This is a genomic window from Pectobacterium carotovorum (genome assembly GCA_016415585.1).
Lineage (GTDB): Bacteria > Pseudomonadota > Gammaproteobacteria > Enterobacterales > Enterobacteriaceae > Pectobacterium > Pectobacterium carotovorum_K.
Map to the genome: position 1 here is coordinate 4,280,006 of CP066552.1, position 24,913 is coordinate 4,304,918.

The following is a 24,913-nucleotide window of genomic DNA, read 5'->3' on the forward strand; positions in this document are numbered from 1 at the left end:
CAGTGCTGCCTAACAATGCTTATGACTCTTTCGCGGCTCCCGTATCCGCTACTGCGACGTCCGAGAGCAGCGGCAGATACGCGCGGACGCAGAGCCCACCGCGTTCGCTGCTGCCGACATCCAGCACGCCATTGTGTGCATCGATAATACGCTGCACAATCGCCAGCCCCAGCCCTGTACCGCTGGTGGTTCGCGCGCTGTCGCCGCGAACAAAAGGCTGGAACAGGTGCTTCAACTGATCGGGCGCAATGCCTTCTCCGTCATCTTCTACCTGAAACCAGACGCGCTGTAGCTCACGTCCGGTACTGACTTTTATCCAGCCGTTCCCATAACGCGCCGCATTCACGACCAGATTCAACGCCGCACGTTTGATCGAAAGCGAACTGATACGCACCAGCAACTCGCCAGTAGCAAACTCGCTGTCGATCTGGCGTTCATAACCGCTTTCCGATGCTACCACTTCGCCCATAATGGCGTTCAGGTCGGCCACTTCCGTCTGCATTTCCTGACCGGTGCGCAGGTAGTCGAGGAACTGCTCAATAATCGCATTACACTCTTCAATGTCCTTATTGATCGACTCCGCCAGATAGTCATCTTCCTTGCCCATCATTTCGGTCGCCAGACGAATTCGCGTCAGCGGCGTACGCAGGTCATGGCTAACGCCCGCCATTAACAGCGTACGGTCATCGGCCAGCAGCTTCACGCCGGAGGCCATCTGGTTAAAGGCGCGCGTCACGGAACGCACTTCGGAGGCACCATATTCACGCAGCGGCGGCGGAATAATGCCCTTCCCGACCTGCAAAGCCGCATGCTCCAGCTCAACCAAGGGTCGGTTCTGCACCCGAATAAATAGCCACGCGCCGCCAATCACCAGCAGCATTATCGCCAGCGTATAGCGGAAGAGCGGCGAGAAATCGCCCTGATGAATTTCAGTGAGGGGAACGCGCACCCAGATATCCGGTGAAAGCCAGGTTTTCAGCCACACCACCGGCGTATTCTTGCTGACCTCAACCCGCACATCCGTCGGGCCACCCAGCTGTTGCGCCATCTGGTCACTCAAAAACTTGTAGTGCTGGGCCCAACGCAGGCCGCTTTCTTCCGCCGCTGCATTGGTGTACAGCGATATACCCAATTCGCGGTAAATCTCACGCCGGAACGCTGGCGGCACCTCAAGCGTGGTGCCATCTTCCAGTTGCAGACTGTCCGTCATCAGCATTCTTACTTCATATGCCAGCACCTTATTAAACTGCTGCAAACTCGGCAGAATAGCGAAGTTGAGCACCACCAAATAGGTGGTGACCAAACTGACAAACAACAACGTGACAATCAGTAGCAACGTCCGTGCAAATGAGCTGCGCGGAGAAAAGCGCCATTGCATCATGCCTTACTGCCGTCCGGGACAAACACGTAGCCAAGACCCCACACGGTCTGGATATAGCGCGGATGCGCCGGATCCTCTTCCACCATGCGGCGCAGACGAGAAATTTGTACGTCGATGGAACGCTCCATCGCGCTGTATTCACGACCACGGGCCAGATTCATCAGCTTATCGCGAGACAGCGGTTCACGCGGGTGGCTCACCAGCGCCTTAAGCACGGCAAACTCGCCGCTGGTTAACGGCATCGGTTCATCATCGCGGAACATTTCGCGCGTGCCCAGGTTCAGCTTGAATTTACCAAACGCGATAATGGCTTCTTCCTGCGACGGCGCACCTGGCAGTTCATTCGCCTGACGACGCAGCACCGCACGGATGCGCGCCAGCAGTTCACGCGGGTTGAAAGGTTTAGGAATATAGTCGTCCGCGCCGATTTCCAGTCCGACGATACGATCAACTTCTTCCCCTTTCGCCGTCACCATAATGATCGGCATTGGGTTGCTCTGGCTACGCAAGCGACGGCAGATGGACAGCCCATCTTCGCCCGGCAGCATTAAATCCAGCACCATAAGGTGAAAGGATTCACGGGTCAGTAAACGGTCCATCTGTTCAGCATTGGCTACGCTACGTACCTGAAAACCCTGCTCGGTCAGATAACGCTCTAATAGCGCCCGCAAACGCATGTCGTCATCTACAACCAGAATTTTATAGTTCTCTTGCATTCTCTTTCTCCAAAGGCGTAATAGCGCCGACGCTGCTATTGTTCAGAAACATACGAATTACTGACAGTCGTTTCTGGTATACATTCTAGGCAAAATTGTTACAAAGCATATTAAAATTCGTGTAATCAATCATTTCCTTTGCTGTCAGTCATAAAACCATCGGCGATTTACACAGGTTGTGGTTAGCGAGGATTGTCGTTTACGACGATTTAACGTAATCAATCGCGTTAACGCACCACTCACGTGGACCGTCTGGCGTGTTTACAGTGAACTCCTCATCAACTGCTTTTTTCAGCATCGCACGCGCCATGGGGGAGTCGATCGAAATATAGTCTTTATTATCACCGTAGATCTCGTCCGGCCCGACAATCCGCAAACGCTTCACATCCCCTTGTTCATTCTCGATCTCGACCCAGGCACCAAAGAATACGCAGCCGTCCTGCTGTGGCGAGTAATCGACGATTTTCAATTCCGTCAGGCATTTTCTCAGGTAGCGCACACGCCTGTCGATCTGGCGCAATAAACGCTTGTTGTAGGTGTAGTCAGCATTTTCTGAGCGATCCCCCAGGCTGGCCGCCCAAGAGACAATTTTCGTAATTTCCGGGCGCTTTACATTCCAGAGATGATCATGCTCTGCCCGCAGTTTGTCATACCCCTCGCGGGTAATCAGATTGGTTTTCAAGTCGTTAACCCCGTTAGGCGCTTAGCGCGTACCACGTTCTTCACTATCTCTACACGCAAAAAATCGCGCGTTCATTACACAGATTTACAGTTTTGGCTAATAATCTATCGACAGACATAAATATGTCATTTCTATCCCGTACTTTTAGCCACGGAGAGCTACGGAGAACGATTTATGTTTAGCTTAGACGCCATTCTGCAAGATCTTGTCCCGCATCGCCATACGCCACCCTGGCAGAAAACGGTTTTGCGTTCTCTGCTATTTGAAAATGAAATGCAGCAATTTGCGCGGCGTTACCCGCATTTGAAAGGATTGGATCTGGTCGAACAGATTCTTGATTACTTCAACTTCAATTGTGAAATGGTCGAAGGGGATTTAGAAAATATCCCCAGTCAAGGGCCGGTGGTATTGGTTGCCAACCACCCTATTGGCTCACTGGACGGGCTGGCGCTACTCCGCACCGTTGCCAGCGTCAGGCCCGATGTCCGCATCGTCGCCAGCCAGCTACTCTCTTATGTCGCCCCACTCAAAAATCTGTTTTTTTCCGTCGATAACTTCAATAACCGCACCAAACGCCAACAGGTCAACGCCATCCAGCAGCATTTGGAAGGTGACGGCGCGATCATCGTCTTCCCGGCAGGCGAGGTTTCACGCGCTAGCCTGCAAGGGATTCGCGACGGTCACTGGCATAATGGTTTTATCCGCATGGCGAGCAAAGCCCGCGCGCCCGTGGTTCCGATTCATATCGGCGGACGCAACAGTACGCTGTTCTATCTCTCCTCCATGGTTTATCGCCCGCTGTCCACCCTTCTGTTGGTGAGAGAAATGTTTGGTCAGCGCGGACAAACTCTCAAGCTGCGTATCGGTGCCCGAGTTCCCTATGCGTCCTGGAGTCAGGGCGAGTGGAACGCCAATGATCTGGCGGCCCGTTTCCGACGTCACGTTTATCGGTTGGGACAAGGAAAGCCCGGCTGTTTTGCCGGTGAAAAACCCATTGCGCTGGCCGAAGACCGCGTGCTGCTGAAGCGCGCGCTGTCAGAGTGTGAAACGCTGGGCAGCACGCCGGATGGCAAGATTGTCTATCTGTATCGGCGCGGTGAAGAAGATTACGTGCCGCTATTGCGCGAACTCGGACGCCTGCGCGAAATCGCCTTCCGCGCGGTGGGCGAAGGATCCGGCCAACGCCGCGATCTGGACAGCTATGACGATGACTATTTGCATCTGATCCTATGGGATGACCGCGAGTTGGAGATTGTCGGTGCCTATCGCTTTGTCTCGACGGCCAATTTGATCGCAGAAAAAGGGAAAAGCGGCCTCTACAGCCATAGTCTGTTCCAGTACGGTGACGAAATGGATCCGATACTGGCGTCAGGGATTGAGCTGGGACGCAGTTTCATCCAGCCCAAATACTGGGGTAAGCGTGGACTGGATTATCTCTGGCTGGGTATCGGTGCCTATCTGGCGCGCTATCCAGAACACCGCTATTTGTTCGGCCCGGTGTCACTTTCCGGCACCTTGCCGCCGCATGCACGCGACTTGCTGGTTGCATTTTATCGTCTGCACTTCACGCCCGATCAGCCGCTGGCTACGTCACGCCGCCCTTATCCGGCCTCGCTGCCTGACGTGCTGAAACAGTTTGAGGGAACAGACTACCAGCAGGATCTCACGCGGTTGAAAAGCATGCTCAGCAACATGGGGTGTGCGATCCCCACGCTCTACAAGCAGTATTCAGAGCTGTGTGAGCCGGGAGGCGTGCGGTTTATCGACTTTGGCATCGATCCCGATTTCAATAACTGCATCGACGGTCTGGTGCTCGTCGATCTGAAGCAGTTGAAAGCGTCACGCTATCAGCGCTATATCGCCCCTTTTACCAGCGAGCAAACGTCTTGATTGATTGGTGCGTTACCCTCTAAAAGGGTTAACGCACCACTCCCATTAACCAACACCATAATCCCGCGCATTTTGTCTCTCAGATCACACATTTCATACGAAATCCCATTTGTCGTAATTTACGTGATCAACTGAACGCTTTTCTTGCCGATATTAAAGATATTCTTATCTATCTGTTTTGAACGCGGGAGTTACCGATGTATCCCGAAAACGCGAAAATTAGCTATAATACCTTGTCATTACTTGCATCGATTACGATAGCAAGCCCCCTCCGTTATGCCTTCATAGCATGTCAAAAAATTAAGGATGTTTATGAATATGCTGAACAGAATCAAACTCGGCAAGATGCTGGGTATGGGATTTTCTCTGGTTATCATCATCAGTCTGATGGTGGCATTCTTCGGACGGCTCCAACTGGTTGGGCTGGGTAACGACATCAACCGACTTTCCGGCACTACGCTAGCAAATATGTTATTGATTCAGGAAGTTAAAGCCGGTTTTGACGCTAATGCTCGTCTGATCCGCAACATTGCAATCAGTAACGACCCTGCGCAAATCAAGCAGGAAAAGCAGTTCGTCGACGAGCAAATCGCCCGCAATACCGCCAACCTGAAAAAGCTGGGGCAACAGCTGGATACCGAAGGTACCAGCGCGCTGCTGAAGCAGTTTCAGGACACCCGCCCACCTTACCTTGCGGCCTTTTTGAAAGCCATGGAGCTGGTGCAATCCACCGACCCGCAGCAACGCCTACAGGGTAATGCCATTATTCTCAATGAGATGCAGCCCGCACAAAACGCGCTGTTCAACGTGCTGGATGCGATGATGGCCTCACAGCAGCAGGATACCAACGAGATTGTCAGCCACGCACAGACTGGCGCGTACTCCGGCAGCGTCATCATGCTGATTCTCGCGCTTGCCGCCGCCGCCATGGCCGCTGTCGTCGCCTGGCTGATTACCCGCACGTTGAAAAACCAACTGGGTGGTGAGCCGCTCTACGCTACTCACATTGCTCGGCAGGTGGCCGATGGCGATCTGGCCGTCGACATCGACATCAAGCCACATGATCAGAGCAGCCTGTTAGCCACCATGCACCACATGAGTCATAACCTGGGCGATATCGTCGAACAGGTGCGGCAAAGCAGCGAAGCTATCGCTTCCGGTTCTAGCCAAATCGCCGCAGGCAGCGAAAACCTGAGTCAGCGCACGGAAGAGCAGGCCGCCAGCTTGCAGCAAACCGCAGCGTCGATGGAGCAAATGAGTCAGGCTATTCGTCAGAATTCGGATACCGTGCGTAACGCCACCCGACTCGCCAGCCAAACCAGCGAAACGGCGACGAAAGGCGGCGAGGCCGTCAGCGACATGGTCATTACGATGAAAGAGATCTCTGTCAGCTCGCACAAAATCCGGGATATCATCAGCGTCATTGATGGCATCGCTTTCCAGACTAACATTCTGGCGCTAAATGCGGCGGTCGAAGCGGCACGCGCGGGTGAGCAAGGTCGTGGCTTTGCCGTGGTGGCTGGAGAAGTGCGTTCACTGGCACAGCGCTCCGCCTCTGCCGCGAAAGAGATCGCGGTGCTGATTAACACCAGCGTCGAGAAAGTAGAAGCGGGGAATCGTCTGGTCGAAGACACCGGCAGCACCATTGATGAGCTGGTACGTCAGGCTCGCAGCGTGGCAGATTTAATCAACGAGATCGGGACAACCACGCAGGAACAAGAATCCGGCATTTCGCAAATTCATGACGCGGTGAACCAGCTCGATCAGGTCACCCAGCAGAACGCGACGTTGGTAGAAGAGTCAGCCAATGCAGCAACCAGCCTGCGCGAGCAGTCATCCCATCTGGTCACGCTCATGAACCACTTCCACCTGCGAGGCACGCCAGCGGCGCGACCAGCACCAGTGGCGAAGCAAGCACAACCCGCCCGTTTAGCCCTCGCGCAAGCCAGCAACACACAGGATAACTGGGAAAAATTCTAGCGCCTTTCCCTGCCCACACTCACCATGATACCCGGTATCGGTATCATGGTGACAATCACGTCAGTCTTTCCCTTAAGAAAAGCCATTTTTAGGAAACTAAATGGTTTTTTGGAAACTTACGCTTTTTGAGAAATATAGTCCCGGCGAGGCTGCCCGGTATAAATCTGGCGTGGACGGTAGATGCTGATGTCTTCCTGTTTATGCATCTCATCCCAATGCGCAATCCAGCCGATCGTTCTGCCGACGGTGGAGATAACCGTAAACATCGATGAAGGCAGCCCCATCGCTTTGAGAATGACCGAGGTGTAGAAATCGACGCTCGGGTAGAGTCTATTCTCCAGAAAATAGGCATCAGTCATGGCGATATGTTCCAGCTCCATCGCCACCTGCAACAGGCTGTCTTCCGTGCCGAGTTCATTGAGCACTTCATAACAAGTTTTACGCAGAATCGCCGCGCGTGGATCGAAATGCTGGTAGACAGAGTTACCGAATCCCATCAGGCGGAATGAATCACAGCGGTCTTTCGCGCGTCGTACAAATTCAGGGACGCGATCGACCGTTTTAATTTCTTCCAGCATGCGCATACAGGCCTCGTTCGCCCCACCGTGTAACGGCCCCCACATCGACGCCAGCCCAGCCGCAATGCAGGCAAACGGGTTCGCACCGGAAGAACCCGATGCTCTGACCGCCATCGTAGACGGACACTGACCATGATCGGCATGCAAAATCAGGATGCGGTTCATCGCCCGTTCCAGCACCGGATTCACTTCATATTTCTCCGCCGGAATCGAAAACAGCATGTGCAGGAAGTTGCTCGTATAGGAAAGCGAATTACGGGGGTACACGGACGGCTGTTCGATGGAATATTTGTAGCACATCGCCGCCAGCGTCGGCATTTTCGACAGCAGTCGCACCGCCGCCAGCTCGCGGTGTTCCGCGTTATGGATATCCAAGACATCGTGATAGAACGCGGCCAGCGCGCCCACCACCGCGCACATCAGCGCCATCGGGTGGGAATCGCGACGAAAGCCGCTGAACATCCGGGTAATTTGCTCATGAACCAGCGTATGGCGGGTGATGTTGTCGGCAAATTTCGCATACGCTTCCGCCGAAGGCGCTTCGCCATGCAGCAGGATGTAACAGACTTCAGTAAAGTCACACTGCTCAGCGAGCTGTTCGACAGGGAAGCCCCGATGCAGCAGCACGCTATTCACCGCATCAATATAGGTAATCGCCGACTCGCACCCTGCCGTATTGGCAAAACCGGGGTCATAACTGCACAGCCCGTGTTCACCGAGTGGACGAATATCCACCGCTGTTTTTCCCAGCACGCCGGAACGCATATCCAGCGTGATATCCGCCTGCCCTTCTGCCGTCAACGTGGACGTTCTGACTGTCATGAACCGTTCTCCTGCCCGAATAATGATGTTGTTCCCGTCCGCTCTCACGGGCTTCTGGATAGGTCATCCCGTGCGGCACTCAATGTAAAGTAATACTCGATTTACAACGGCATAAAGCCAACGTATGTCATACGCTAAAATAGTGAGTGGGTTGCAAGAATCTGACGGAATATTGATGTAGGTAAATTTTGTTGCACTGAACAACGCGAGATCATCCGCGTTTTCCAGACGGCAGCGGCTGGCATTTTGCACGCTCAATCCGTATAACTGTCCCCACTTATTTAATTCACTTGATGACGATTGATATCAGACCCATGAATGATTCATTAAGCCACATTATCGCCAGCGAATTGCAGGCGCGTACGGAGCAGGTAGACGCGGCAGTCCGCCTGCTGGACGAAGGAAACACCGTCCCTTTTATCGCCCGTTACCGTAAAGAAGTGACCGGCGGGCTGGATGACACCCAACTGCGCCAGCTCGAAACACGCCTCGGTTACCTGCGTGAACTGGAAGACCGACGCCAGACTATTCTGAAATCCATCGACGATCAGGGAAAGTTAACCGCGCAGCTCGCTACCGCCATAAAAGGCACGCTGAGCAAAACCGAGCTGGAAGACCTCTACCTGCCGTACAAACCTAAACGCCGCACGCGTGGACAAATCGCGATTGAAGCGGGTCTGGAACCGCTGGCCGACAGCCTGTGGCAAGACCCAAGCCAGGAGCCGGAGCTGACGGCACAGGCTTATGTCGATGCCGAGAAAGGCGTCGCGGACGTGAAAGCCGCACTGGACGGCGCACGTTACATTCTGATGGAACGCTTTGCCGAAGACGCCACGCTGCTGGCAAAAGTGCGTAACTACCTGTGGAAAAATGCCCATCTGGTTTCTCGCGTCGTAGAAGGGAAAGAGGAAGAAGGCGCGAAGTTCCGTGACTATTTTGATCATCACGAGCCGATTGCTCAGGTGCCTTCACACCGCGCGCTGGCAATGTTCCGTGGCCGTAACGAAGGCGTGCTACAACTGGCGCTGAACGCCGATCCGCAGCACGAAGAAGCGCCTCGCGAGAGCTACTGCGAACAAATTATTATCGACCACCTGAATCTGCGTTTAGGGAATGCCGCAGCAGACAGCTGGCGACGCGCCGTCATTAGCTGGACGTGGCGCATTAAAGTGCTGCTGCACCTTGAAACCGAGCTGATGGGCAGCGTGCGTGAAAAGGCTGAAGACGAAGCGATCAACGTTTTCGCCCGCAACATGCACGACCTGCTGATGGCCGCTCCGGCGGGCATGCGCGCGACGATGGGTCTCGATCCCGGCCTGCGTACTGGCGTGAAAGTTGCGGTGGTGGACGCTACTGGCAAGCTGGTCGCAACCGACACGATTTATCCGCATACCGGTCAGGCAGCGAAAGCCGCTCCTATTGTGGCCGCACTATGCCTCAAATATCAGGTTGAGCTGGTGGCGATTGGTAACGGAACTGCCTCACGTGAAACCGAGCGTTTCTTCCTCGACACGCAGAAGCAGTTCCCGGATATCAAAGCACAGAAAGTGATCGTCAGCGAAGCAGGCGCATCGGTGTACTCCGCGTCCGAGCTGGCCGCGCTGGAATTCCCCGATCTGGATGTCTCGCTGCGCGGTGCGGTGTCTATCGCCCGTCGTTTGCAGGATCCGCTGGCGGAACTGGTGAAGATCGATCCGAAATCCATCGGCGTGGGTCAGTATCAGCATGACGTAAGCCAAAGCCTGCTGGCGAAGAAGCTGGATGCGGTGGTCGAAGACTGCGTAAACGCCGTGGGCGTTGATCTGAACACCGCGTCCGTGGCGCTGTTAACGCGTGTCGCCGGGCTGACGCGCATGATGGCGCAGAATATTGTGACCTGGCGTGATGAGAATGGCCGCTTCCATAACCGCGAACAGCTGCTGAAAGTCAGCCGTCTGGGGCCAAAAGCCTTTGAACAATGTGCAGGCTTCCTGCGCATCAACCACGGCAATAACCCGCTGGATGCCTCTACCGTTCACCCAGAAGCCTATCCGATTGTGGAGCGTATTCTGGCCGCGACGGAACAGGCGTTGCAGGAGCTAATGGGGAACCCTAACGCACTGCGTAACTTGAAACCCTCGGATTTCACCGACGAGCGTTTCGGCGTACCAACGGTAACCGACATCATCAAGGAGCTGGAAAAACCGGGTCGCGATCCGCGCCCTGAGTTCAAAACCGCCAGCTTCGCCGACGGGGTGGAAACCTTAAACGATCTGCTGCCGGGCATGATTCTGGAAGGCGCAGTCACCAACGTCACCAACTTTGGCGCGTTTGTGGATATCGGCGTCCATCAGGATGGTTTAGTACATATTTCGTCACTGGCCGACCATTTCGTCGACGATCCGCACAAGGTCGTGAAAGCAGGCGATATCGTCAAAGTGAAAGTGATGGAAGTGGATCTGCAACGTAAGCGTATCGCGTTGACCATGCGCCTTGATGAGCAGCCGGGCGACACCGCATCACGTCGTGGCGGTGGCAGTGCGCGTGGCGATAGCAATACGTCATCACGTCAGCCAGCCGGTAAATCACGTCCTCGTCCCGCTAGCGCCCCTGTCGCAGGCAACAGCGCGATGGGCGACGCCCTGGCCGCCGCCTTTAAAAAACGTTAACGCAACCCCCACTATTATTTAAAAGATGCCTGACCTCGTTTTCATAAGGTCAGGCATCTTTCCTGCCAAAATATCGCTATTCTGTTTCCCTAATAAAACTACGTTTCATTTATATTGAAATATTCAACCACTTCACGAGTGTTTTGTGATCTGCATCTAGGTAAATAAATTACCGCTGCGTTATTATTGTTCTATATAGGAAACCATAGTTTTATATATAGAACAACATGAATATATTCCAACAGCTCGAACACAGTAAAGCGCCGGCAGCCGTCCGTTTAGTGATGATTATTGACTACATCGCCAAACATGACGAAGCCAGCTTCACTGAGATTTGCACTGATTTGTCTATACCTAAAAGCAGCGTACATCATCTACTGGAAGTGCTGGTGGTGACGCAATTGTTACGTCAGCGCGCTGACGGTCGTTATGTTTTGGGGTTAAGACTGTTTGAGCTTGGCGGTTTGGTAATAAAGAATATTGATCTGCGTAAAGACACGATTAACTTTATGCATGAATTAGTCAAAGAGACGGAGTTGACCTGCCATCTTGGTATTATGGACGGCGATAACGGTTTCTTCCTGAGTAAAGTGGAATCTCCCAAGGCCATTGTAAAAACATCCTGGGAAGGTAAGAAAATTGTATTTAACCGTATGTCTCTGGGGAAAGTGCTCGTCGCCTGGCTGCCACAGGAAAGAATTGAATCACTGATTGCCGATTGCACCTTTGAGTATTTGACGCCCCGGACGATTACCAACAAAGAAGATTTCCTACAACATCTGAAAATCGTCAAGGAACAGGGCTGGGCAATAGACGACGGCGAAGATATAGAAGAGATCTGCTGCATGGCCGCGCCAATCTTTAACCAAAATGGTGAAGTCATCGCCGCTATCGGCGTTAACGGTATGCAGTCGCAATATGCTAATGGAAAAAAAGAAAAACATCTGGCAAGCCTGATTAAAACCAGCAAAGCGATTACCGCTCATATTAACAGTCGGAATATTGATAGTAGATAATATATTTATCGGAAATAACCCTAGTGAATTTCAATTTGTAATTTATTGAAATCCAAGTAGGAAATAGCCACAACATAATTACCTGTAAACGCTAATTAAGCATTACAGGAAGACTCTCTATAACTAAAAAAGCATTACATAAGCCATCATTAAGATGACGAAAAATAGTAATTATCAATTTTATAATGGGGACAACCATCTTCACTAGTTAATGAAATCGGGTAATAACCCCTTGGGTTTTATTTCCCCCTATTTATTACTGAATACCAATACTCCATCCGCTTTCACTGAAAGCGGGCTGAACATGCTTTTATCTTTTAATGAGGTCTTTTATGAAAATCAAACAAGCTATTGATAAAATCCCTGGGGGATTAATGCTAGTGCCGCTCTTTTTGGGCGCACTCTGTAATACCTTTACGCCAGGAGCCGGAAAATACTTAGGTTCTTTCAGTAACGGGCTGATTACTGGCACAATCCCGATTCTGGCGGTATGGTTTTTCTGCATGGGTGCATCCATTGAATTTAAAGCAACGGGAACGATGCTGAGAAAATCAGGCGTTCTGGTGGTCACCAAAATCGCTACCGCCTGGATTGTGGCGCTGATCGCTGGCACATTCTTGCCGGGAGACGGCATCCAAAACGGCATGCTGGCTGGGATCTCCGTGCTGGCACTGGTCGCGGCAATGGACATGACTAACGGTGGTTTGTACGCTGCATTGATGAACCAATACGGTTCTAAAGAAGAAGCGGGCGCCTTCGTACTGATGTCTCTGGAATCCGGTCCGTTGATGACCATGGTCATTCTGGGTGCCAGCGGTATAGCCACCTTTGAACCTCAGTTATTTGTCGGTGCCGTACTGCCGTTCCTGATTGGTTTTGCATTGGGCAACCTGGACCCAGACCTGAGAAAGCTGTTCGGTAATTCAGTACAAACGCTGATTCCTTTCTTCGCCTTTGCGTTGGGTAACACCATTAATTTATCAGTGATCCTCCAGACGGGCTTCGCAGGTATCTTCCTCGGCCTGTTGGTGATTGTTGTTACAGGTATCCCGTTGATTCTGGCGGATAAATTTATCGGCGGTGGTAATGGCACCGCAGGCGTAGCCGCATCCAGCAGCGCCGGTGCCGCCGTCGCCACTCCCCTGTTGATCGCGAATATGGCTCCGGAATTCGCTCCGGTCGCTCAACAGGCAACAGCGTTAGTCGCCACCAGTGTGATCGTGACATCAGTACTGGTGCCCATCCTTACGGCAGTATGGGCAAAACGCTTTTCACCTAAAACCGCATAAGAAGGTAGCAAAATGGACGTACGACAAAGTGTACACAGTGAACATGCGAAAACGCTTGATACCACTGAGCTGAGAAAGAAATTTCTTATTGAGCAGATATTTACGCCAAACCAATACACCATGACCTACAGCCACATCGACCGTATCGTGGTGGGCGGGATCATGCCGGTGGATGGCGAGATAACGTTTGATGATGGCATCGGCAAACAATTTGGCGTGAACTATTTTCTTGAGCGTCGCGAGCTGGGGCTTATCAATATCGGCGGCCCGGCAAAAATTGTCATCGACGGCACAAGCTACGAAGTTGGTAATGAGGAAGCGCTCTATGTTGGAAAGGGAGCCAAAGCCTTAGCGTTCAGCAGTTTGGATAGCGCCAAGCCAGCGAAACTGTATTATAACAGCGCACCAGCGCATGCCGTTTTCCCGACACGCATCATTACGCAGGATCAAGCGATCAAGGCACCACTGGGCGATGTTAAAACCTGTAACAAGCGGACGATTTGCAAATATCTGGTGCCAGAAGTGGTGGAAACCTGCCAGCTGAGCATGGGATTAACGCGTCTGGCGGAAGGCAGCAACTGGAATTCCATGCCGACGCATACCCATGAGCGCAGAATGGAAGTGTACTTCTATTTTGACATGGCGGAAGACACCATTATTTTCCATATGATGGGTGAACCGCATGAAACGCGCCATCTAGTGATGCACAACGAACAGGCGGTGATCTCCCCGAGCTGGTCGATTCACACCGGCGTCGGCACTAAAAACTACGCCTTTATTTGGGGCATGATCGGCGAAAACCTGACATTTGACGATATGGACCATATCGCGATGTTGGATTTACGCTAATCCCCTCTGGCATTACGCCGACACAGTAAAATACAGCAGGGTGAACCCTATTCACCCTGTTTTTTTATGTGGTGCCAGTAACCCACTTCTGCTGCTACCGCACTCACCATTGCGGTTGCAATACAGCCGCCAACGCCCCACGCAGTGTACCAAACCAAAGACTCCCTGCAATTAATTAGCTGACTAACATATGAATAAACATTGGTATAGAAGTTGCTTTGTTCTTGTTTCCCCATACCAAAAGCAAGAACCTGCTAATGCAACTCTCATCCATCGCCCGCACCATCACTGCCGCTTGCCTGATGCTGTCGTGTCATGCGCTGCTGGCCGATGACGCCAAACCAAGCATCACGATATACGCAACCGGTGGCACCATCGCCGGAAAAGCAGAATCCAATACGGCAACGACAGGCTATCAGGCAGGGACTATCGGCATTCAGGAACTGCTGAACGCCGTGCCAGCTATTGGCGATGTTGCGACGGTAACGGGCGAGCAAATCGCCAACACCGCCATCAGCGCGGACGGCTCCATGAACCTGCTGGAAGCCGTCACGCTGGCGTCGAGCAAGAACGCAGAAAAACGCGGCGCGATGGTTCTGCTGAATGACCGCATCGGTTCCGCCTTCTACACCACCAAAACCAATGCCGCGTCGCTGGATACGTTCAAAGCCAATGAACAAGGTTATCTGGGCGCATTCTACGGCGGCGTTCCACGCTTCTTTTACCAGCCAGCCGCTCCCGAACACAAGCCGTTCTTTGATGTAAGCAGTAAGGAGTCGCTGGCGAAGGTCGACATTCTGTACGGCTATCAAGATCAAGACAGCGGCCTGCTAAATGCCGCTATTGAACAGGGCGCAAAAGGCATCATTATCGCGGGTAGCGGTAACGGCTCTACGCCAACGCGTATCAAAGAAGACATCAAGAAAGCTGTCGCTAAAGGCATTCCGGTGGTGATAAGCACGCGTACTGGCAACGGCTATGTGACCGATAAGAAGAAAGACGGCGCTATCGGCAGCGGATTCTACAACCCGCAGAAAGCACGCATTCTGCTTTCGCTGGCACTGTCTAATGGTGGCAACATCGAGAAAATCCGCACCTATTTCGAGCAATAATCGCAGGGTAAACCGTAATACTGAGGTATCCCGCCACGTTAATCTGTCGGGATATCTTTTCAAAATGGCTTATGATTTCCGCTATGATCGCGTTAGTAATCCAGTTCTACTGGCACGGGGTAATCCTGCAATTTTGCCGCCCCGCCTAACGTCTCACGAATCGTGGCTGAATAGCGTGTGATTTCCATTCCTCCAACAAGATTATCCAGCTCGCTAAAGGCAAAACGTAACGAACGGTTGTGAGCCCAACTTTCCAACGGTGCCAGGTGATAAGTGAAATACACCACTGTCAGTTCCTGATTCACACGATCAATTTTCTCAATACGGCTCACCTGCATACGGCCGTAGCACAGGTCACCATGTTGACGCCAATTCTTCTCACCTACAGGCGATAGTCGGTATACCTTGTCGGTTCCCTCAGACGTCGCGTGTGCCAATCCCGCTTCCACGAGCGCATGCAAACGTCCACTGCTCCAGGGGGAATCACCTTTAGGACTATGAACTGGCCACTGCTTCTCGCCCAGACACAACGGCGGCTCCGCATCAAAAAATTCCTGTACACGTTGCTGATAATCTTGCTCGCTGAGCTGCGCCCACACAGAGAAGGGTGCCAATAACCCGAATGCAATTAATACCGATGTTTTCATTTCTTCAGCATCGCCTCATCCACTTCTTTGTAGGCCTCATCAACTGATTGGTAGGCACTTTGCGTTACCACACGCTTGCGCTCCGACCATTCATAAAGCGGTACACCGGGATCGTCCCGTGAAGCTTTAAAGTCGTAAATCGTTAAAATGACTTTTGTCGGATCAAAGACGTTTTCCCCTTGCTTCCTTGCCGTCACCAGAAAGTAATGTTTTCCAGATAGGAACAGTCGATTATCCTGCACCAGAAAATCCGCCGCCGCGGACAGGCGATAGTCAAACCAGGTAAACGTATTACTGTTGGCAACCGGCATAATGCTATGTCCCCCATCTGGACGGCGAACGAAAAAAGTCATACCAAGATTAGGGTGCGAGGTATTGTTATCAAACTGGGCAACGACGACATAATCTTTCCCGCCCCCCTGATTGAGATCAACCCAGTTAATACCGTCTTTCAACGCCACTGGGGATAGTGCCGCAGCCGTACTGCTAATCGCGCAAAGTGCCAACCACCCTACAAATTTACTTAGCATCAAGAGTCCTTACTAATCGAAAACCAATATCTGGCATGAAAAAACCGGGCGTGTGCAGATCGCAGCTTGCAAGACTGTGCGTCTGTTCCAGATAACTTCCGCCGCAAAAGTAGTACATCGTTTTGCCGCCCTCCACCGCATAAGGCTCATTCAGCCATTCGGATACATTACCGCTCATGTCGTAAAGCCCGAGTGCATTGGGGCACTTCGACGCCACTGGCACCGTGCCAAACGAGGAGGATTCAGAGGGAAAATGCGCCACACTCCCTGGCTGTTCGCTACCGGCATAGCGCTGTCCGTACGTTCCTTGTGCCAGTCCCTTCTTTCCACCTCTGGCTGCAATCTGCCATTCTGCCAGCGTCGGTAAACGGTAACCTGAGGCCTGCGGATTCTCACGAATGAGTTTATCGTTATCGTCCTCCGGCACGCGTTTCAACGTTTTACCGTCAATCGTGAGGTAATAGGGTTGCAACTGCTGCCGTTCGCTGAGCACATTGGCAAAAATCACCGCATCCCACCACGACACATTGGTGACAGGATGAAGGCCACCATCCTGTTCAGGCGGTAAGCAATCCTCGAAGGTGGCACCATTGCAACCGCCGCTGAGCTGATAACCGTGCGCGTCAGCCCACTCCAGCAAAGCATGGTATTGCTGATAGGTGATTTCCGTTTTCGTCATGGCGAAAGATGCGACAGACGTGTTGGTATGGGCGACATAGTCTTCCGAGCCGAAGACCGATCCAACATAGAAATTGCCACCCTTAACCACCACCTCGTCGGGAACAACATTCGCTGCTTGAGCGGAAAAGGCACAGCACAGTCCAACGATTAGCATTTTCTTCAACATGGCGATACGGGTTCAATTTCGAGGTCAGAGTGTGGCACGGAACAGCAAGGTAGAATGTAACCATCAGCGATATCTTTACGCGAGATCCCACCAGAATGATCCATGTTGACGTTGCCGGATGTCAGTCGCACTTTGCATACGCCACAGTAGCCAGAGGCACAGCGATAAGGCAGTTCGACACCGGCCTTATAGGCTGAACTGAGCACACTTTCATTCTCCGATACCGGAAAATCGATAGTCGTATCGCGAATATGACAGTGAAATTTTGACATTACATCCCTCCTACGAGACGGCGCAGCAACTCCTTCTGCAAGAGTTTATTTTCCTTTTTGAAGGTTGCTGAGGCAACCGCGTTTTCTTCAATCCTTCGGAGTAAATAGGGCAACGACTTGTCAAGTGGGCCGTAAGGCAGGTATTTACACACGCGGAAACCAGTTTGCAGCAGCGAATACGTAATATGATCGCCCAACCCGTAAAGCTGACCTACCCAGGTTCGCCCCGCTCGTAGCGACTCATTTTTCATAATCAATGCGAGGCTTTCTTCATTGTGCGTGGCAAAAAACGGGGCTATTCGATCTAAGCGTTGTGCAATATAGTCCACCGCCGCGTTATAACTACGGTCAGTTTCCTGCTTGGTCGCAAAACAGCGTACGCCACCGTTCACGCGTTTCTCTTCTTCCAGATAAGCACCGCGCACGACTTTCACTCCCAGCAGGAAATTATCCTGACAGGCTTGCTGATAGCACTCATCGAGAAAACGCAGTTGATCCTTCAGATAAAATTGCAGCGTCAGCGTGATCACCGCGCTCTCGCGATTAAACTCACGCATCATGTCCAGAACCAGACGATCTACCGCGGGCTGAATCGCGGTTTGCTCCGCGTCAACCATCACACGCACGCCATGGGAGCGGGCATAGTCGAATAGGTGTGAGAAACGCGCGACGATGCGTGACCACGCGCTAGCGGATATTTCATCCAGCGCTAATCCTTCGCTTAGCCGGGCATAGACGGTAACACTACCCAGTGACGACGGTTTGATCACGACAAAAGGCAAGCTATCCGTTTGCTGCGACATCTCGATAAGGCGCAGCGTATTTTCCATCGCCTTATCGAACTGCGTCTCATCATTTTCCCCTTCCACGGCGTAGTCCAGCACGCAGGCAATGCCAGAGCGCGCCAGAAAGGTTGCCGTGCTCTTTACCTCCTCCAGCGTTTCTCCGCCAAAATAAATGCTATTAACCAGAGAGAAAAGGCGTCCCCGTGGCCGGGCAAGGCACTTTTTCAACGTAAAAAGCGACAGCCGACGTGTCAGCCTGTGCGTTAGCGTTGCTGTCGCACAGTATTTAAAAAACAGGGTTCTTGACGTGTAACGATTGTAGATAGCGTAAAGATCGTTAGGCATGATGGTTCCAGATCCATATCAATCCGGCACGTTTTCGTGCCGGAATCATGAGAATTAGATATCAGCGGTTTGTCCGCGATACAGACGACGAACGATGGCGTCATCGTTAAACTCTTCACGCTCATGAATGACACGACGGTTGTCCATAATCAGCAGGTCACTATCTTCCCAGAAGTGTTTGTAGTAGTAGCGTGGCTGTTTCAAAAACGCCCCAAGCTCTTGGAAGAACGTGTGGGTTTCGTGATCGGTGAAACCGACAATCCGCGGCTCCCAGCTAGCCGGTTGCCCTTCATCAAATGGGAAATAAATCAGCATCTTTCTAACCCATCCCAGATCGGTGAAGACCGGAACCTTGAACCAACCGTCCGGAGAAACATCCACATAATAGCCTCGCTCCAGCACACGAACTTCGAATGTTTCTTCTTCCAGTACGCGCAGCAGATGAGCCGGCATTTCCTGACAGGCCAGTGCATGGTCGCATACCGTCGTCGCACCACGGAATTTGACGTTTTTAATCTCGGCCGCGTAGAGGAAAACCTGATCCACCTGTGACAACAGCAGGCCACCGTCAGCGTGGAAAGGAAGTTGACCGCGACCGGTTACGATCTTTCCTTTTTCCCCTTCCAGCTTCAACGTATCGCGATAGCCGAAGCCTACGCCGATCTTTTCATCCGCATACTCCACGATCGTACCGTAAGCCGAGTAGATATCGCGGAATGTATCACCATCAATATCGAGATTTTTGACCACGACAAATCCCTGACGCATCAGTAAGTTCTTAATTGTTTCTGTCTTGGCTTCCAGAAAATCCCGATGCTCAATATACGCGCCAAAACCGGACGCCATAATCGGATTAAACTTCACTATTTCGCTCATTTTCTTCCTTATCCTCAGTATTTTTTGCCAAGCACATTTTTGAAATGCCCTTGAGCATCACGAGCCTGGAACGCTGCCTTATGGACAGCTTTGGAAGCGTCGCGGGTTTGTTCCAGTAAATGGATGAACGGCTTGTTGACCGCTCGTTTCGTATTAATGAATGCAGAAGCCGGATAGCTGGCCATCACGTGCGCCTGTGTGATGGCAGCATCCAGCAACGCAGAACCCTCAACGACCTGATTAATTAGCCGATAGTCCATACAGCGGGAAGCATCAAGCGACTGGCACTGGTAAATGATTTCCTGCATCGTGCTAAATCCGTGGGTGAATCCCAGAATGGCGGCGCCAACCGAACACCCGATACCATGCTTAAGCTCCGGCATCACAAAATTTGCTGTCGATGCCATCAGTCGCTGGTCAAACATCAGGGCGAATTGGAACCCCATACCAATCGCATAGCCATCCACTGCCGCGATCGTTGGTTTATCCACATTCAGGACGGCCTGATACAAATCAATCACGCGGTCAATCCACTCTTCGATGTCCTCACTTCGCGATAGCTGCTTAACCTCGTTGAAATCTCCGCCAGCGGAAAAGGAGCGCTCTACCCCGCCATAGACCACGACAGCTCGCACGTTATCGTCAGCGTTGGCCCGCGCCAGCGCGTCCTTCACACTAGTTTCCAGCGAACGACTAAAGGGGTTATGCTTGTTCGGATGATCCAGCGTGATCACTCGAACCTCACCGGCATTCTCTGCCAAAACCATAATTAGTCCTTTTTAATCAATTCTTTAAGCTGAAATGACGTCACATCTGTAATGGAGAGACGGCCACGGAGGAAGGCTTGATAAACACGGTAGGTAAAGCGACTTTTAGTCTGGTAGTTATCAACCGTTGAACCGAGAACATTCGCAAAGGCCTGATTAACGGAAGAACCTTCGTGAATGCCGATTTTCTTGCGCCAGACAATGTCTTTCGGCAGTAATTGCAGCGAATCGGCGTATTCACGCAGGATGTTTTTGACTTCGTTATCGAAAATTTTGTAATCAGGATGTAGCGCATGACACAACGAAATTAAGGAATGGCTCCAGAAGGGATGGCGAATATCAATGCCGTAACGGGAAGCGCCGTGAGTGGCGAACTCCCCCGTCCAACGCGTCCGATACACTTGTTCGGCAAGCAGCTGATTCGGATTGTCATACCGCGCTCCCGGTTTCAGTATGCCGCCAAAGAGCAGGTCGGAACCGTATCCGGTGAGCATGCAAGACACCTGCCCCTGCGCCTGACGATAGACATTGAACAATCCGGATTGGATTTCAGCGGATAAGCCGTCAAATATTTCGTTGTAATAGATGGATTCGATGATGCCATTGATCACCTCGGTTTCGGACAGAATTTTCACCTGATGGTGCGTGCCGAGTGCATCAGCAACCTGTTGAGAAAACTCAAACTCATTGCTGAGTTCCGTACCAATCGAATATGTATTCAACTGTTTGAAATGACGACTGGCGAGCGCCGTTACCAGGCTGGAATCCAGACCGCCTGACAACGGAATCCCCACAGTATCAAAGCGCGGCGCTAAATCCTCAAGCGGCGCATTCAGGTAGCGCTCAATCAATGCCAGCAGCGGTTCACGCGGGAGCGCTAGCAATTGGTTGCTGGCTGGTGTGGTCAGCGTACGGCTTTCAACGAAAGGATAACCTTCACTATCGTGCGTAAGGACATGCACCGCACCCGGTTTAAGACGCTGCGCATTTTTCACCGGCGTATAGGTATCCGCCCGCATCATCGACTGGCACACCAACGCCTCTTCTTCAAACCACAGCGCGTCTTCACCTTCCGCCGCAGTAACCAGCTTCAGGCTATTGGTCACCCAGGTTTTTTTGCCCTGTACGACATGAACCGGTGAGAAACCACGCGACTCGGTAATCACCGTCAATTCGCCGTTTGGTTCATCAATGAAAAAGCAGAAGTCACCTTCAGCCAGCGCCAGTGCATTCGCACCCAGACGCGTGAACAACAACGCCAGCAGCTCGGCATCATTAGCCAGATAAGCCTCGCCTTCCCACACGCCAGCCAATCCGATCAGAAACGTCCGATTGTATAGCGCCCCTATCAGGTAGGCCGACCCTCTTTCCATCTCACACTTCTGATAATGGCCATTCTGTTCGATAAAAAGATAGCCATTAAATAATGCTTCGCCCTTTCCGTCGAAGTCGCGTTGGATATTATTTATATCGGCATCAGAACCTTTATAAACAACGCAAAAACTATTGCTCACAGTAATAACCCTTACCTTAATAACAACATGAGAGAAACAACGTTTGAATTCGTCACATATCATAGAAAAAGCAAAGGTAAATATTAACCGTTTAAAAGTTCAGCTAATGTATTTCCTTTAGATAGGGAGTAACTATTCTTTTGGATAGGTCCCTCCCTATTAGCAATGATTCATACGGGCTAACGGGCGTCTATATTTTTCATCATTATTACAGGTTCACAAGGGGAATGGAAAAGATTTAACTCAAGTGCTTTAGTGATAGCATGGCGGGAATTGATAACATCCAATTTACGGACTGAGTTGTTAATGTGGAACTTAACGGTGACTTCACTAATACCTAATATACGAGAAACTTCTTTGTAAGTTCGTCCACTGCTAACCAGGAAAAGCACTTCGGTTTCACGCGGGGAGAGTAAAGCATTTCTTGACTTATCGGGGGATTTATCTTGATCGTTGATAGCTCGCTGATAGGCCATCACTTTTTCATGTACGTTCACAAGTAACATCTGCAAATCATTTTCATGATTTTTCATACATTTTTCGAAATTCACATCTTCCAAATGGTTCGCTATACTCAGCGTCGCCACATTATTATCATGGTCGTGCAAAACAAAAGTATAGCCTGAACTTATATCGTGCTGTACTGAAGAAATAAAGACATCCTGATTCTTGGCTCTTAGCATCACAAGATCGTTATCATCCCAGGAAAACGGTGTGATACGGGCTAATGAAGCAACAATTACAGGGTCATTCAGAAACATTTCTTTTTTTATATATTCTCTCATCCATGATTCTGGGTAATTTGAAATAATATAAGGTTTACCGGTGGAGTTTTTACTCATCATAAAATAAGAAAACCATACATCACCGACCCCTTTCAACTTCCTTTTAATAAAATAATGGATTTCATGATCCATATTACCTCTCTTACCGACTTTGCTAAAAGATTAAAAAAATAATTCCCAAAGAGTAAATATAATTATTTTTAGTTATATCAGAATAATCACTAATATTTATCAAGGCCAGAAGTTATCAACTACCGTACAAATAGTCAACATTTTATATACATAACTTAACGCAATAAATAATAGTAACAGGATTGCTGTGCGCTACTGCCCCCAAGCCATAATACCGAAGTGCCGCAGATCATTTACTGAGTATGAAAATCGGAAGGCGTTAATAGGTAAGGAAAAAAAAGAGCATCGGACGCAGAAACGACACATCCGATGTGAATACAACTAGCCTAGCGACCTACTCACCACGCAGCGCCGTAGCAGGAGACTGACGATAGGATAACATCGCCGGAATCGTCAGGACGACAGCAGCAACCAGCAACAGGAGCAGGACGAAGTGGATATCCTCCCATTCCAGCGTTACTGGCAGGACGAAGCCGCTTTTCTCGCTCATCACCACTGCAATACCGCGTGCGGCAACGTAACCCAGACCGACGCCCAGCAGCACGCCGACGCTCACCAGCGACATCAACCCGCTCCAAATCAGCGTGAAAATGCCGTAGCGCGGTGCGCCAAAGGCACGGAGTGCACCAATCTGTTTCTGTCGCTGCCGCAGGTGGATAACCGCCACCATCGCCACCGCGACACCGACTAACCCCTGCGTACCCAGCGAGATATAGGTCAGTAGTTCACGAATATCGCCCAGCATCGAGTAAAGCTTCACCAGCACTTCGCCGGGGAACACCGCCAGCGTCGTGTTGCTGCGATACAGCGAACGCAGTTGATAAGCGCCAGCGATCGTTTTCGGTTTAACGACAATCGCGGGCAAACCAGCCTGATGCGCGTGCCCGTGAGCTTCTGCTTCGCCGTGCTCGTCATCGTGTGGAGCCGTTACCGGTTGAGCGACAGCAGCATGATGATCATCACTTTCCGCGCCTTCCGCTGGATGCACGTCGTTGTGATGCTCATCGGCATGCGCGGTTTCATCATGCGCATGGTCGCCATGTTCACTCTCATGATCATGTTCCCCCTCATGCTCATGCGCGCCATGATCATGATCGGCATGCTCATTATGGTCGTGATCATCGTCCGCACCATGCGGTGGATGGATGCCGTGTACTCGCCACACCGCGTTCACTGGTACCAGAATCGCTTTATCCCACGCGCTGCCGTCAGCAGGCAAAACACCAACTACGGTGTAGGTGACGTCATCGTGCGCGTGCGCCCCTTCCGTCCCCACCTGACCATGAATTGGGCTAAATGTACTCCCAACCGTCAGCCCCGTTTGCGCCCCCACCACGGCTTCAAAGCCGTCGTTGAACACACGTCCGGCAGTGAGTTGTCGCTTACCGTTATCCGTGACCAGTGGCGGCGTGGTGCCGATAATCGGCATCCCCTGATAAAAATCACCAAACGCAACCGGTGCCGCCCAGGCGACCAGCGGGTTCTTCTCCAGATCGGTCAACACCTGCGCGGGAACCAACGTCAGCGCCGACGGTTGCAGAAACACGGACGACAGCACCAACTGGGTTTCACTCCCCGGCGCACCGATCACCAGATCGAAACGGTCAGCTGCTTTGGCGCTACCCATGCGCAGCGCCCTTTCCTGCAAGCTCACTGAAATACTTAACGCTGTCGCCGTCGCGATCAGCAACACCACGACCAGCACACCCGGCCAGAGCCGACGCCAGTCGACCCAGATAAGACGCCAAGGAATCATGCGCGATCCTCCTGATACGGCGTGTCCGCCATGAGGCGTCCTTTTTCCAGTTGAATACGGCGCGACATCTGCGATGCCAGACGTGCATCGTGCGTAATGGCAATAAGCGTCGCACGGCTATCGCGCGCCAGCGTCACCAGCAGATCGGCAATCTGTTCACCGCTCTGCGCGTCCAGACTGGCCGTCGGCTCATCGGCGACGATGATGTCCGGCTTGCTGAGCAAGGCTCTCGCGACGGCCACCCGCTGCTTCTCGCCGCGTGATAGCACTTCAATCGGACGTTTCGCGGTATCCAGCCCGACCTGCGCCAGCAGATCTGCCGCCCGCTGCCTGAGCGCCGCGGGGATCCGCCAGTGGTGAAACTGCGCGGGCAGTAAGACGTTCTCTATCGCACTCAGGCCGGGGAAAAGATGGAAATCTTGCATCACCAGCCCGATGTGTTGTGCCCGCCAGCGGTCGCGTTCCGCTTCGTTCATCTGCCAGATATCCTGCTTTTCCCACTGCACACAGCCCGTTCCGCTGTGATCCATCCCAGTGATGGCATTCACCAGCGTGGTCTTACCGGAGCCGGAAGGCCCCATCACCGCGACCCGCTCGCCAGAACGAATAGACAGCGCAGGAATATCCAGCACCGCCTCGGACGTATCGGGAAAAGTCACACTCAGGTGTTGAATCAATAACTCAGCCATCAGCG

At 51.9% G+C, this 24,913-nt stretch carries 22 protein-coding genes; 7 read left to right on the top strand and 15 right to left on the bottom strand.

Annotated elements, in window-relative coordinates; all coding sequences use genetic code 11:
• Window positions 1-19 precede the first annotated feature (19 nt).
• From envZ to greB, 3 genes are all read right to left on the bottom strand, one after another.
• Entirely contained in the window at window positions 20-1,381 is a 1,362-nt protein-coding gene (gene envZ, locus JFY74_19125) for a two-component system sensor histidine kinase EnvZ (GenBank protein ID QQG28138.1), read from the bottom strand.
• On the bottom strand, window positions 1,378-2,097 hold the full coding sequence (gene ompR / locus JFY74_19130; GenBank protein QQG28139.1) for a two-component system response regulator OmpR: 720 nt from the start codon (window positions 2,095-2,097) through the stop codon (window positions 1,378-1,380). The genes envZ and ompR overlap by 4 nt, the downstream gene beginning before the upstream one ends.
• Window positions 2,098-2,296: 199 nt before the next feature.
• Window positions 2,297-2,779, bottom strand: a complete 483-nt coding sequence (gene greB / locus JFY74_19135) for a transcription elongation factor GreB (protein QQG28140.1) — start codon at window positions 2,777-2,779, stop codon at window positions 2,297-2,299.
• Window positions 2,780-2,953: 174 nt separating this feature from the next.
• On the opposite strand from greB, the gene JFY74_19140 reads away from it, so the two are divergent.
• Both JFY74_19140 and JFY74_19145 read left to right on the top strand, forming a co-directional pair.
• On the top strand, window positions 2,954-4,669 hold the full coding sequence (locus tag JFY74_19140) for a lysophospholipid acyltransferase family protein (protein ID QQG28141.1): 1,716 nt from the start codon (window positions 2,954-2,956) through the stop codon (window positions 4,667-4,669).
• A 312-nt stretch (window positions 4,670-4,981) separates the two neighbouring features.
• Window positions 4,982-6,649: an MCP four helix bundle domain-containing protein gene (locus JFY74_19145; GenBank protein ID QQG28142.1), complete on the top strand. Its 1,668-nt coding sequence runs from the start codon at window positions 4,982-4,984 to the stop codon at window positions 6,647-6,649.
• Between the two features lie 116 nt (window positions 6,650-6,765).
• Here JFY74_19145 and JFY74_19150 read toward each other — a convergent pair whose 3' ends face one another.
• On the bottom strand, window positions 6,766-8,049 hold the full coding sequence (locus tag JFY74_19150) for a citrate synthase (protein QQG28143.1): 1,284 nt from the start codon (window positions 8,047-8,049) through the stop codon (window positions 6,766-6,768).
• A gap of 314 nt (window positions 8,050-8,363) precedes the next feature.
• Between JFY74_19150 and JFY74_19155 the strand changes: the two genes are divergently transcribed.
• From JFY74_19155 to JFY74_19175, 5 genes are all read left to right on the top strand, one after another.
• Entirely contained in the window at window positions 8,364-10,697 is a 2,334-nt protein-coding gene (locus JFY74_19155) for an RNA-binding transcriptional accessory protein (GenBank protein ID QQG28144.1), read from the top strand.
• Window positions 10,698-10,924: 227 nt separating this feature from the next.
• Entirely contained in the window at window positions 10,925-11,713 is a 789-nt protein-coding gene (locus JFY74_19160; GenBank protein QQG28145.1) for an IclR family transcriptional regulator, read from the top strand.
• 332 nt (window positions 11,714-12,045) lie between these two features.
• Window positions 12,046-13,002 (top strand): 2-keto-3-deoxygluconate transporter, encoded by a 957-nt coding sequence (gene kdgT, locus JFY74_19165; GenBank protein QQG28146.1) that lies wholly within the window; start codon window positions 12,046-12,048, stop codon window positions 13,000-13,002.
• A gap of 12 nt (window positions 13,003-13,014) precedes the next feature.
• Window positions 13,015-13,851: a 5-dehydro-4-deoxy-D-glucuronate isomerase gene (gene kduI, locus JFY74_19170; protein ID QQG28147.1), complete on the top strand. Its 837-nt coding sequence runs from the start codon at window positions 13,015-13,017 to the stop codon at window positions 13,849-13,851.
• Between the two features lie 257 nt (window positions 13,852-14,108).
• A complete protein-coding gene (locus JFY74_19175) occupies window positions 14,109-14,963 on the top strand; it encodes an asparaginase (protein ID QQG28148.1) in 855 nt (284 codons plus the stop codon).
• Between the two features lie 92 nt (window positions 14,964-15,055).
• Here the strand turns inward: JFY74_19175 and JFY74_19180 are convergent, their stop codons facing one another.
• The 11 genes from JFY74_19180 to JFY74_19230 form a co-directional block, all read right to left on the bottom strand.
• A complete protein-coding gene (locus tag JFY74_19180; protein QQG28149.1) occupies window positions 15,056-15,610 on the bottom strand; it encodes a carbapenem biosynthesis protein CpmH in 555 nt (184 codons plus the stop codon).
• The gene (locus JFY74_19185) at window positions 15,607-16,140 is read right to left on the bottom strand and encodes a CpmJ protein (protein QQG28150.1); all 534 of its coding nucleotides are present in this window, start codon (window positions 16,138-16,140) and stop codon (window positions 15,607-15,609) included. Before JFY74_19185 ends, JFY74_19180 begins: the two co-directional genes overlap by 4 nt.
• Window positions 16,130-16,975 (bottom strand): formylglycine-generating enzyme family protein, encoded by an 846-nt coding sequence (locus tag JFY74_19190; GenBank protein QQG28151.1) that lies wholly within the window; start codon window positions 16,973-16,975, stop codon window positions 16,130-16,132. Before JFY74_19190 ends, JFY74_19185 begins: the two co-directional genes overlap by 11 nt.
• A gap of 5 nt (window positions 16,976-16,980) precedes the next feature.
• Complete coding sequence (locus JFY74_19195; protein QQG28152.1) at window positions 16,981-17,259, bottom strand: 2Fe-2S iron-sulfur cluster binding domain-containing protein; 279 nt, start codon at window positions 17,257-17,259, stop codon at window positions 16,981-16,983.
• Window positions 17,259-18,389, bottom strand: coding sequence for a proline dehydrogenase family protein (locus tag JFY74_19200; GenBank protein ID QQG28153.1), 1,131 nt, complete (start codon window positions 18,387-18,389; stop codon window positions 17,259-17,261). The genes JFY74_19195 and JFY74_19200 overlap by 1 nt, the downstream gene beginning before the upstream one ends.
• A gap of 54 nt (window positions 18,390-18,443) precedes the next feature.
• Complete coding sequence (locus JFY74_19205; GenBank protein QQG28154.1) at window positions 18,444-19,265, bottom strand: TauD/TfdA family dioxygenase; 822 nt, start codon at window positions 19,263-19,265, stop codon at window positions 18,444-18,446.
• Between the two features lie 14 nt (window positions 19,266-19,279).
• Window positions 19,280-20,032 carry an enoyl-CoA hydratase/isomerase family protein gene (locus JFY74_19210; GenBank protein ID QQG28155.1) on the bottom strand — a complete coding sequence of 251 codons (753 nt, stop codon included), beginning with the start codon at window positions 20,030-20,032 and terminating at the stop codon, window positions 19,280-19,282.
• A 2-nt stretch (window positions 20,033-20,034) separates the two neighbouring features.
• A complete protein-coding gene (locus tag JFY74_19215) occupies window positions 20,035-21,546 on the bottom strand; it encodes a DUF1933 domain-containing protein (protein QQG28156.1) in 1,512 nt (503 codons plus the stop codon).
• Window positions 21,547-21,725: 179 nt separating this feature from the next.
• On the bottom strand, window positions 21,726-22,463 hold the full coding sequence (locus tag JFY74_19220) for a LuxR family transcriptional regulator (GenBank protein QQG28157.1): 738 nt from the start codon (window positions 22,461-22,463) through the stop codon (window positions 21,726-21,728).
• A gap of 334 nt (window positions 22,464-22,797) precedes the next feature.
• Window positions 22,798-24,219, bottom strand: coding sequence for an FtsX-like permease family protein (locus JFY74_19225; GenBank protein ID QQG28158.1), 1,422 nt, complete (start codon window positions 24,217-24,219; stop codon window positions 22,798-22,800).
• The gene (locus JFY74_19230; protein ID QQG28159.1) at window positions 24,216-24,908 is read right to left on the bottom strand and encodes an ABC transporter ATP-binding protein; all 693 of its coding nucleotides are present in this window, start codon (window positions 24,906-24,908) and stop codon (window positions 24,216-24,218) included. The genes JFY74_19225 and JFY74_19230 overlap by 4 nt, the downstream gene beginning before the upstream one ends.
• Window positions 24,909-24,913: the final 5 nt, after the last annotated feature.

What these genes read in the sequence shown, in the direction of transcription:
- envZ (QQG28138.1), bottom strand. Translation starts at nt 1,381, where the DNA reads ATGATGCAATGGCGCTTTTCTCCGCGCAGCTCATTTGCACGGACGTTG.
- ompR (QQG28139.1), bottom strand. Translation starts at nt 2,097, where the DNA reads ATGCAAGAGAACTATAAAATTCTGGTTGTAGATGACGACATGCGTTTG.
- JFY74_19140 (QQG28141.1), top strand. Translation starts at nt 2,954, where the DNA reads ATGTTTAGCTTAGACGCCATTCTGCAAGATCTTGTCCCGCATCGCCAT.
- JFY74_19145 (QQG28142.1), top strand. Translation starts at nt 4,982, where the DNA reads ATGAATATGCTGAACAGAATCAAACTCGGCAAGATGCTGGGTATGGGA.
- JFY74_19150 (QQG28143.1), bottom strand. Translation starts at nt 8,049, where the DNA reads ATGACAGTCAGAACGTCCACGTTGACGGCAGAAGGGCAGGCGGATATC.
- JFY74_19155 (QQG28144.1), top strand. Translation starts at nt 8,364, where the DNA reads ATGAATGATTCATTAAGCCACATTATCGCCAGCGAATTGCAGGCGCGT.
- JFY74_19160 (QQG28145.1), top strand. Translation starts at nt 10,925, where the DNA reads ATGAATATATTCCAACAGCTCGAACACAGTAAAGCGCCGGCAGCCGTC.
- kdgT (QQG28146.1), top strand. Translation starts at nt 12,046, where the DNA reads ATGAAAATCAAACAAGCTATTGATAAAATCCCTGGGGGATTAATGCTA.
- kduI (QQG28147.1), top strand. Translation starts at nt 13,015, where the DNA reads ATGGACGTACGACAAAGTGTACACAGTGAACATGCGAAAACGCTTGAT.
- JFY74_19175 (QQG28148.1), top strand. Translation starts at nt 14,109, where the DNA reads ATGCAACTCTCATCCATCGCCCGCACCATCACTGCCGCTTGCCTGATG.
- JFY74_19180 (QQG28149.1), bottom strand. Translation starts at nt 15,610, where the DNA reads ATGAAAACATCGGTATTAATTGCATTCGGGTTATTGGCACCCTTCTCT.
- JFY74_19185 (QQG28150.1), bottom strand. Translation starts at nt 16,140, where the DNA reads ATGCTAAGTAAATTTGTAGGGTGGTTGGCACTTTGCGCGATTAGCAGT.
- JFY74_19190 (QQG28151.1), bottom strand. Translation starts at nt 16,975, where the DNA reads ATGCTAATCGTTGGACTGTGCTGTGCCTTTTCCGCTCAAGCAGCGAAT.
- JFY74_19195 (QQG28152.1), bottom strand. Translation starts at nt 17,259, where the DNA reads ATGTCAAAATTTCACTGTCATATTCGCGATACGACTATCGATTTTCCG.
- JFY74_19200 (QQG28153.1), bottom strand. Translation starts at nt 18,389, where the DNA reads ATGCCTAACGATCTTTACGCTATCTACAATCGTTACACGTCAAGAACC.
- JFY74_19205 (QQG28154.1), bottom strand. Translation starts at nt 19,265, where the DNA reads ATGAGCGAAATAGTGAAGTTTAATCCGATTATGGCGTCCGGTTTTGGC.
- JFY74_19210 (QQG28155.1), bottom strand. Translation starts at nt 20,032, where the DNA reads ATGGTTTTGGCAGAGAATGCCGGTGAGGTTCGAGTGATCACGCTGGAT.
- JFY74_19220 (QQG28157.1), bottom strand. Translation starts at nt 22,463, where the DNA reads ATGGATCATGAAATCCATTATTTTATTAAAAGGAAGTTGAAAGGGGTC.
- JFY74_19225 (QQG28158.1), bottom strand. Translation starts at nt 24,219, where the DNA reads ATGATTCCTTGGCGTCTTATCTGGGTCGACTGGCGTCGGCTCTGGCCG.
- JFY74_19230 (QQG28159.1), bottom strand. Translation starts at nt 24,908, where the DNA reads ATGGCTGAGTTATTGATTCAACACCTGAGTGTGACTTTTCCCGATACG.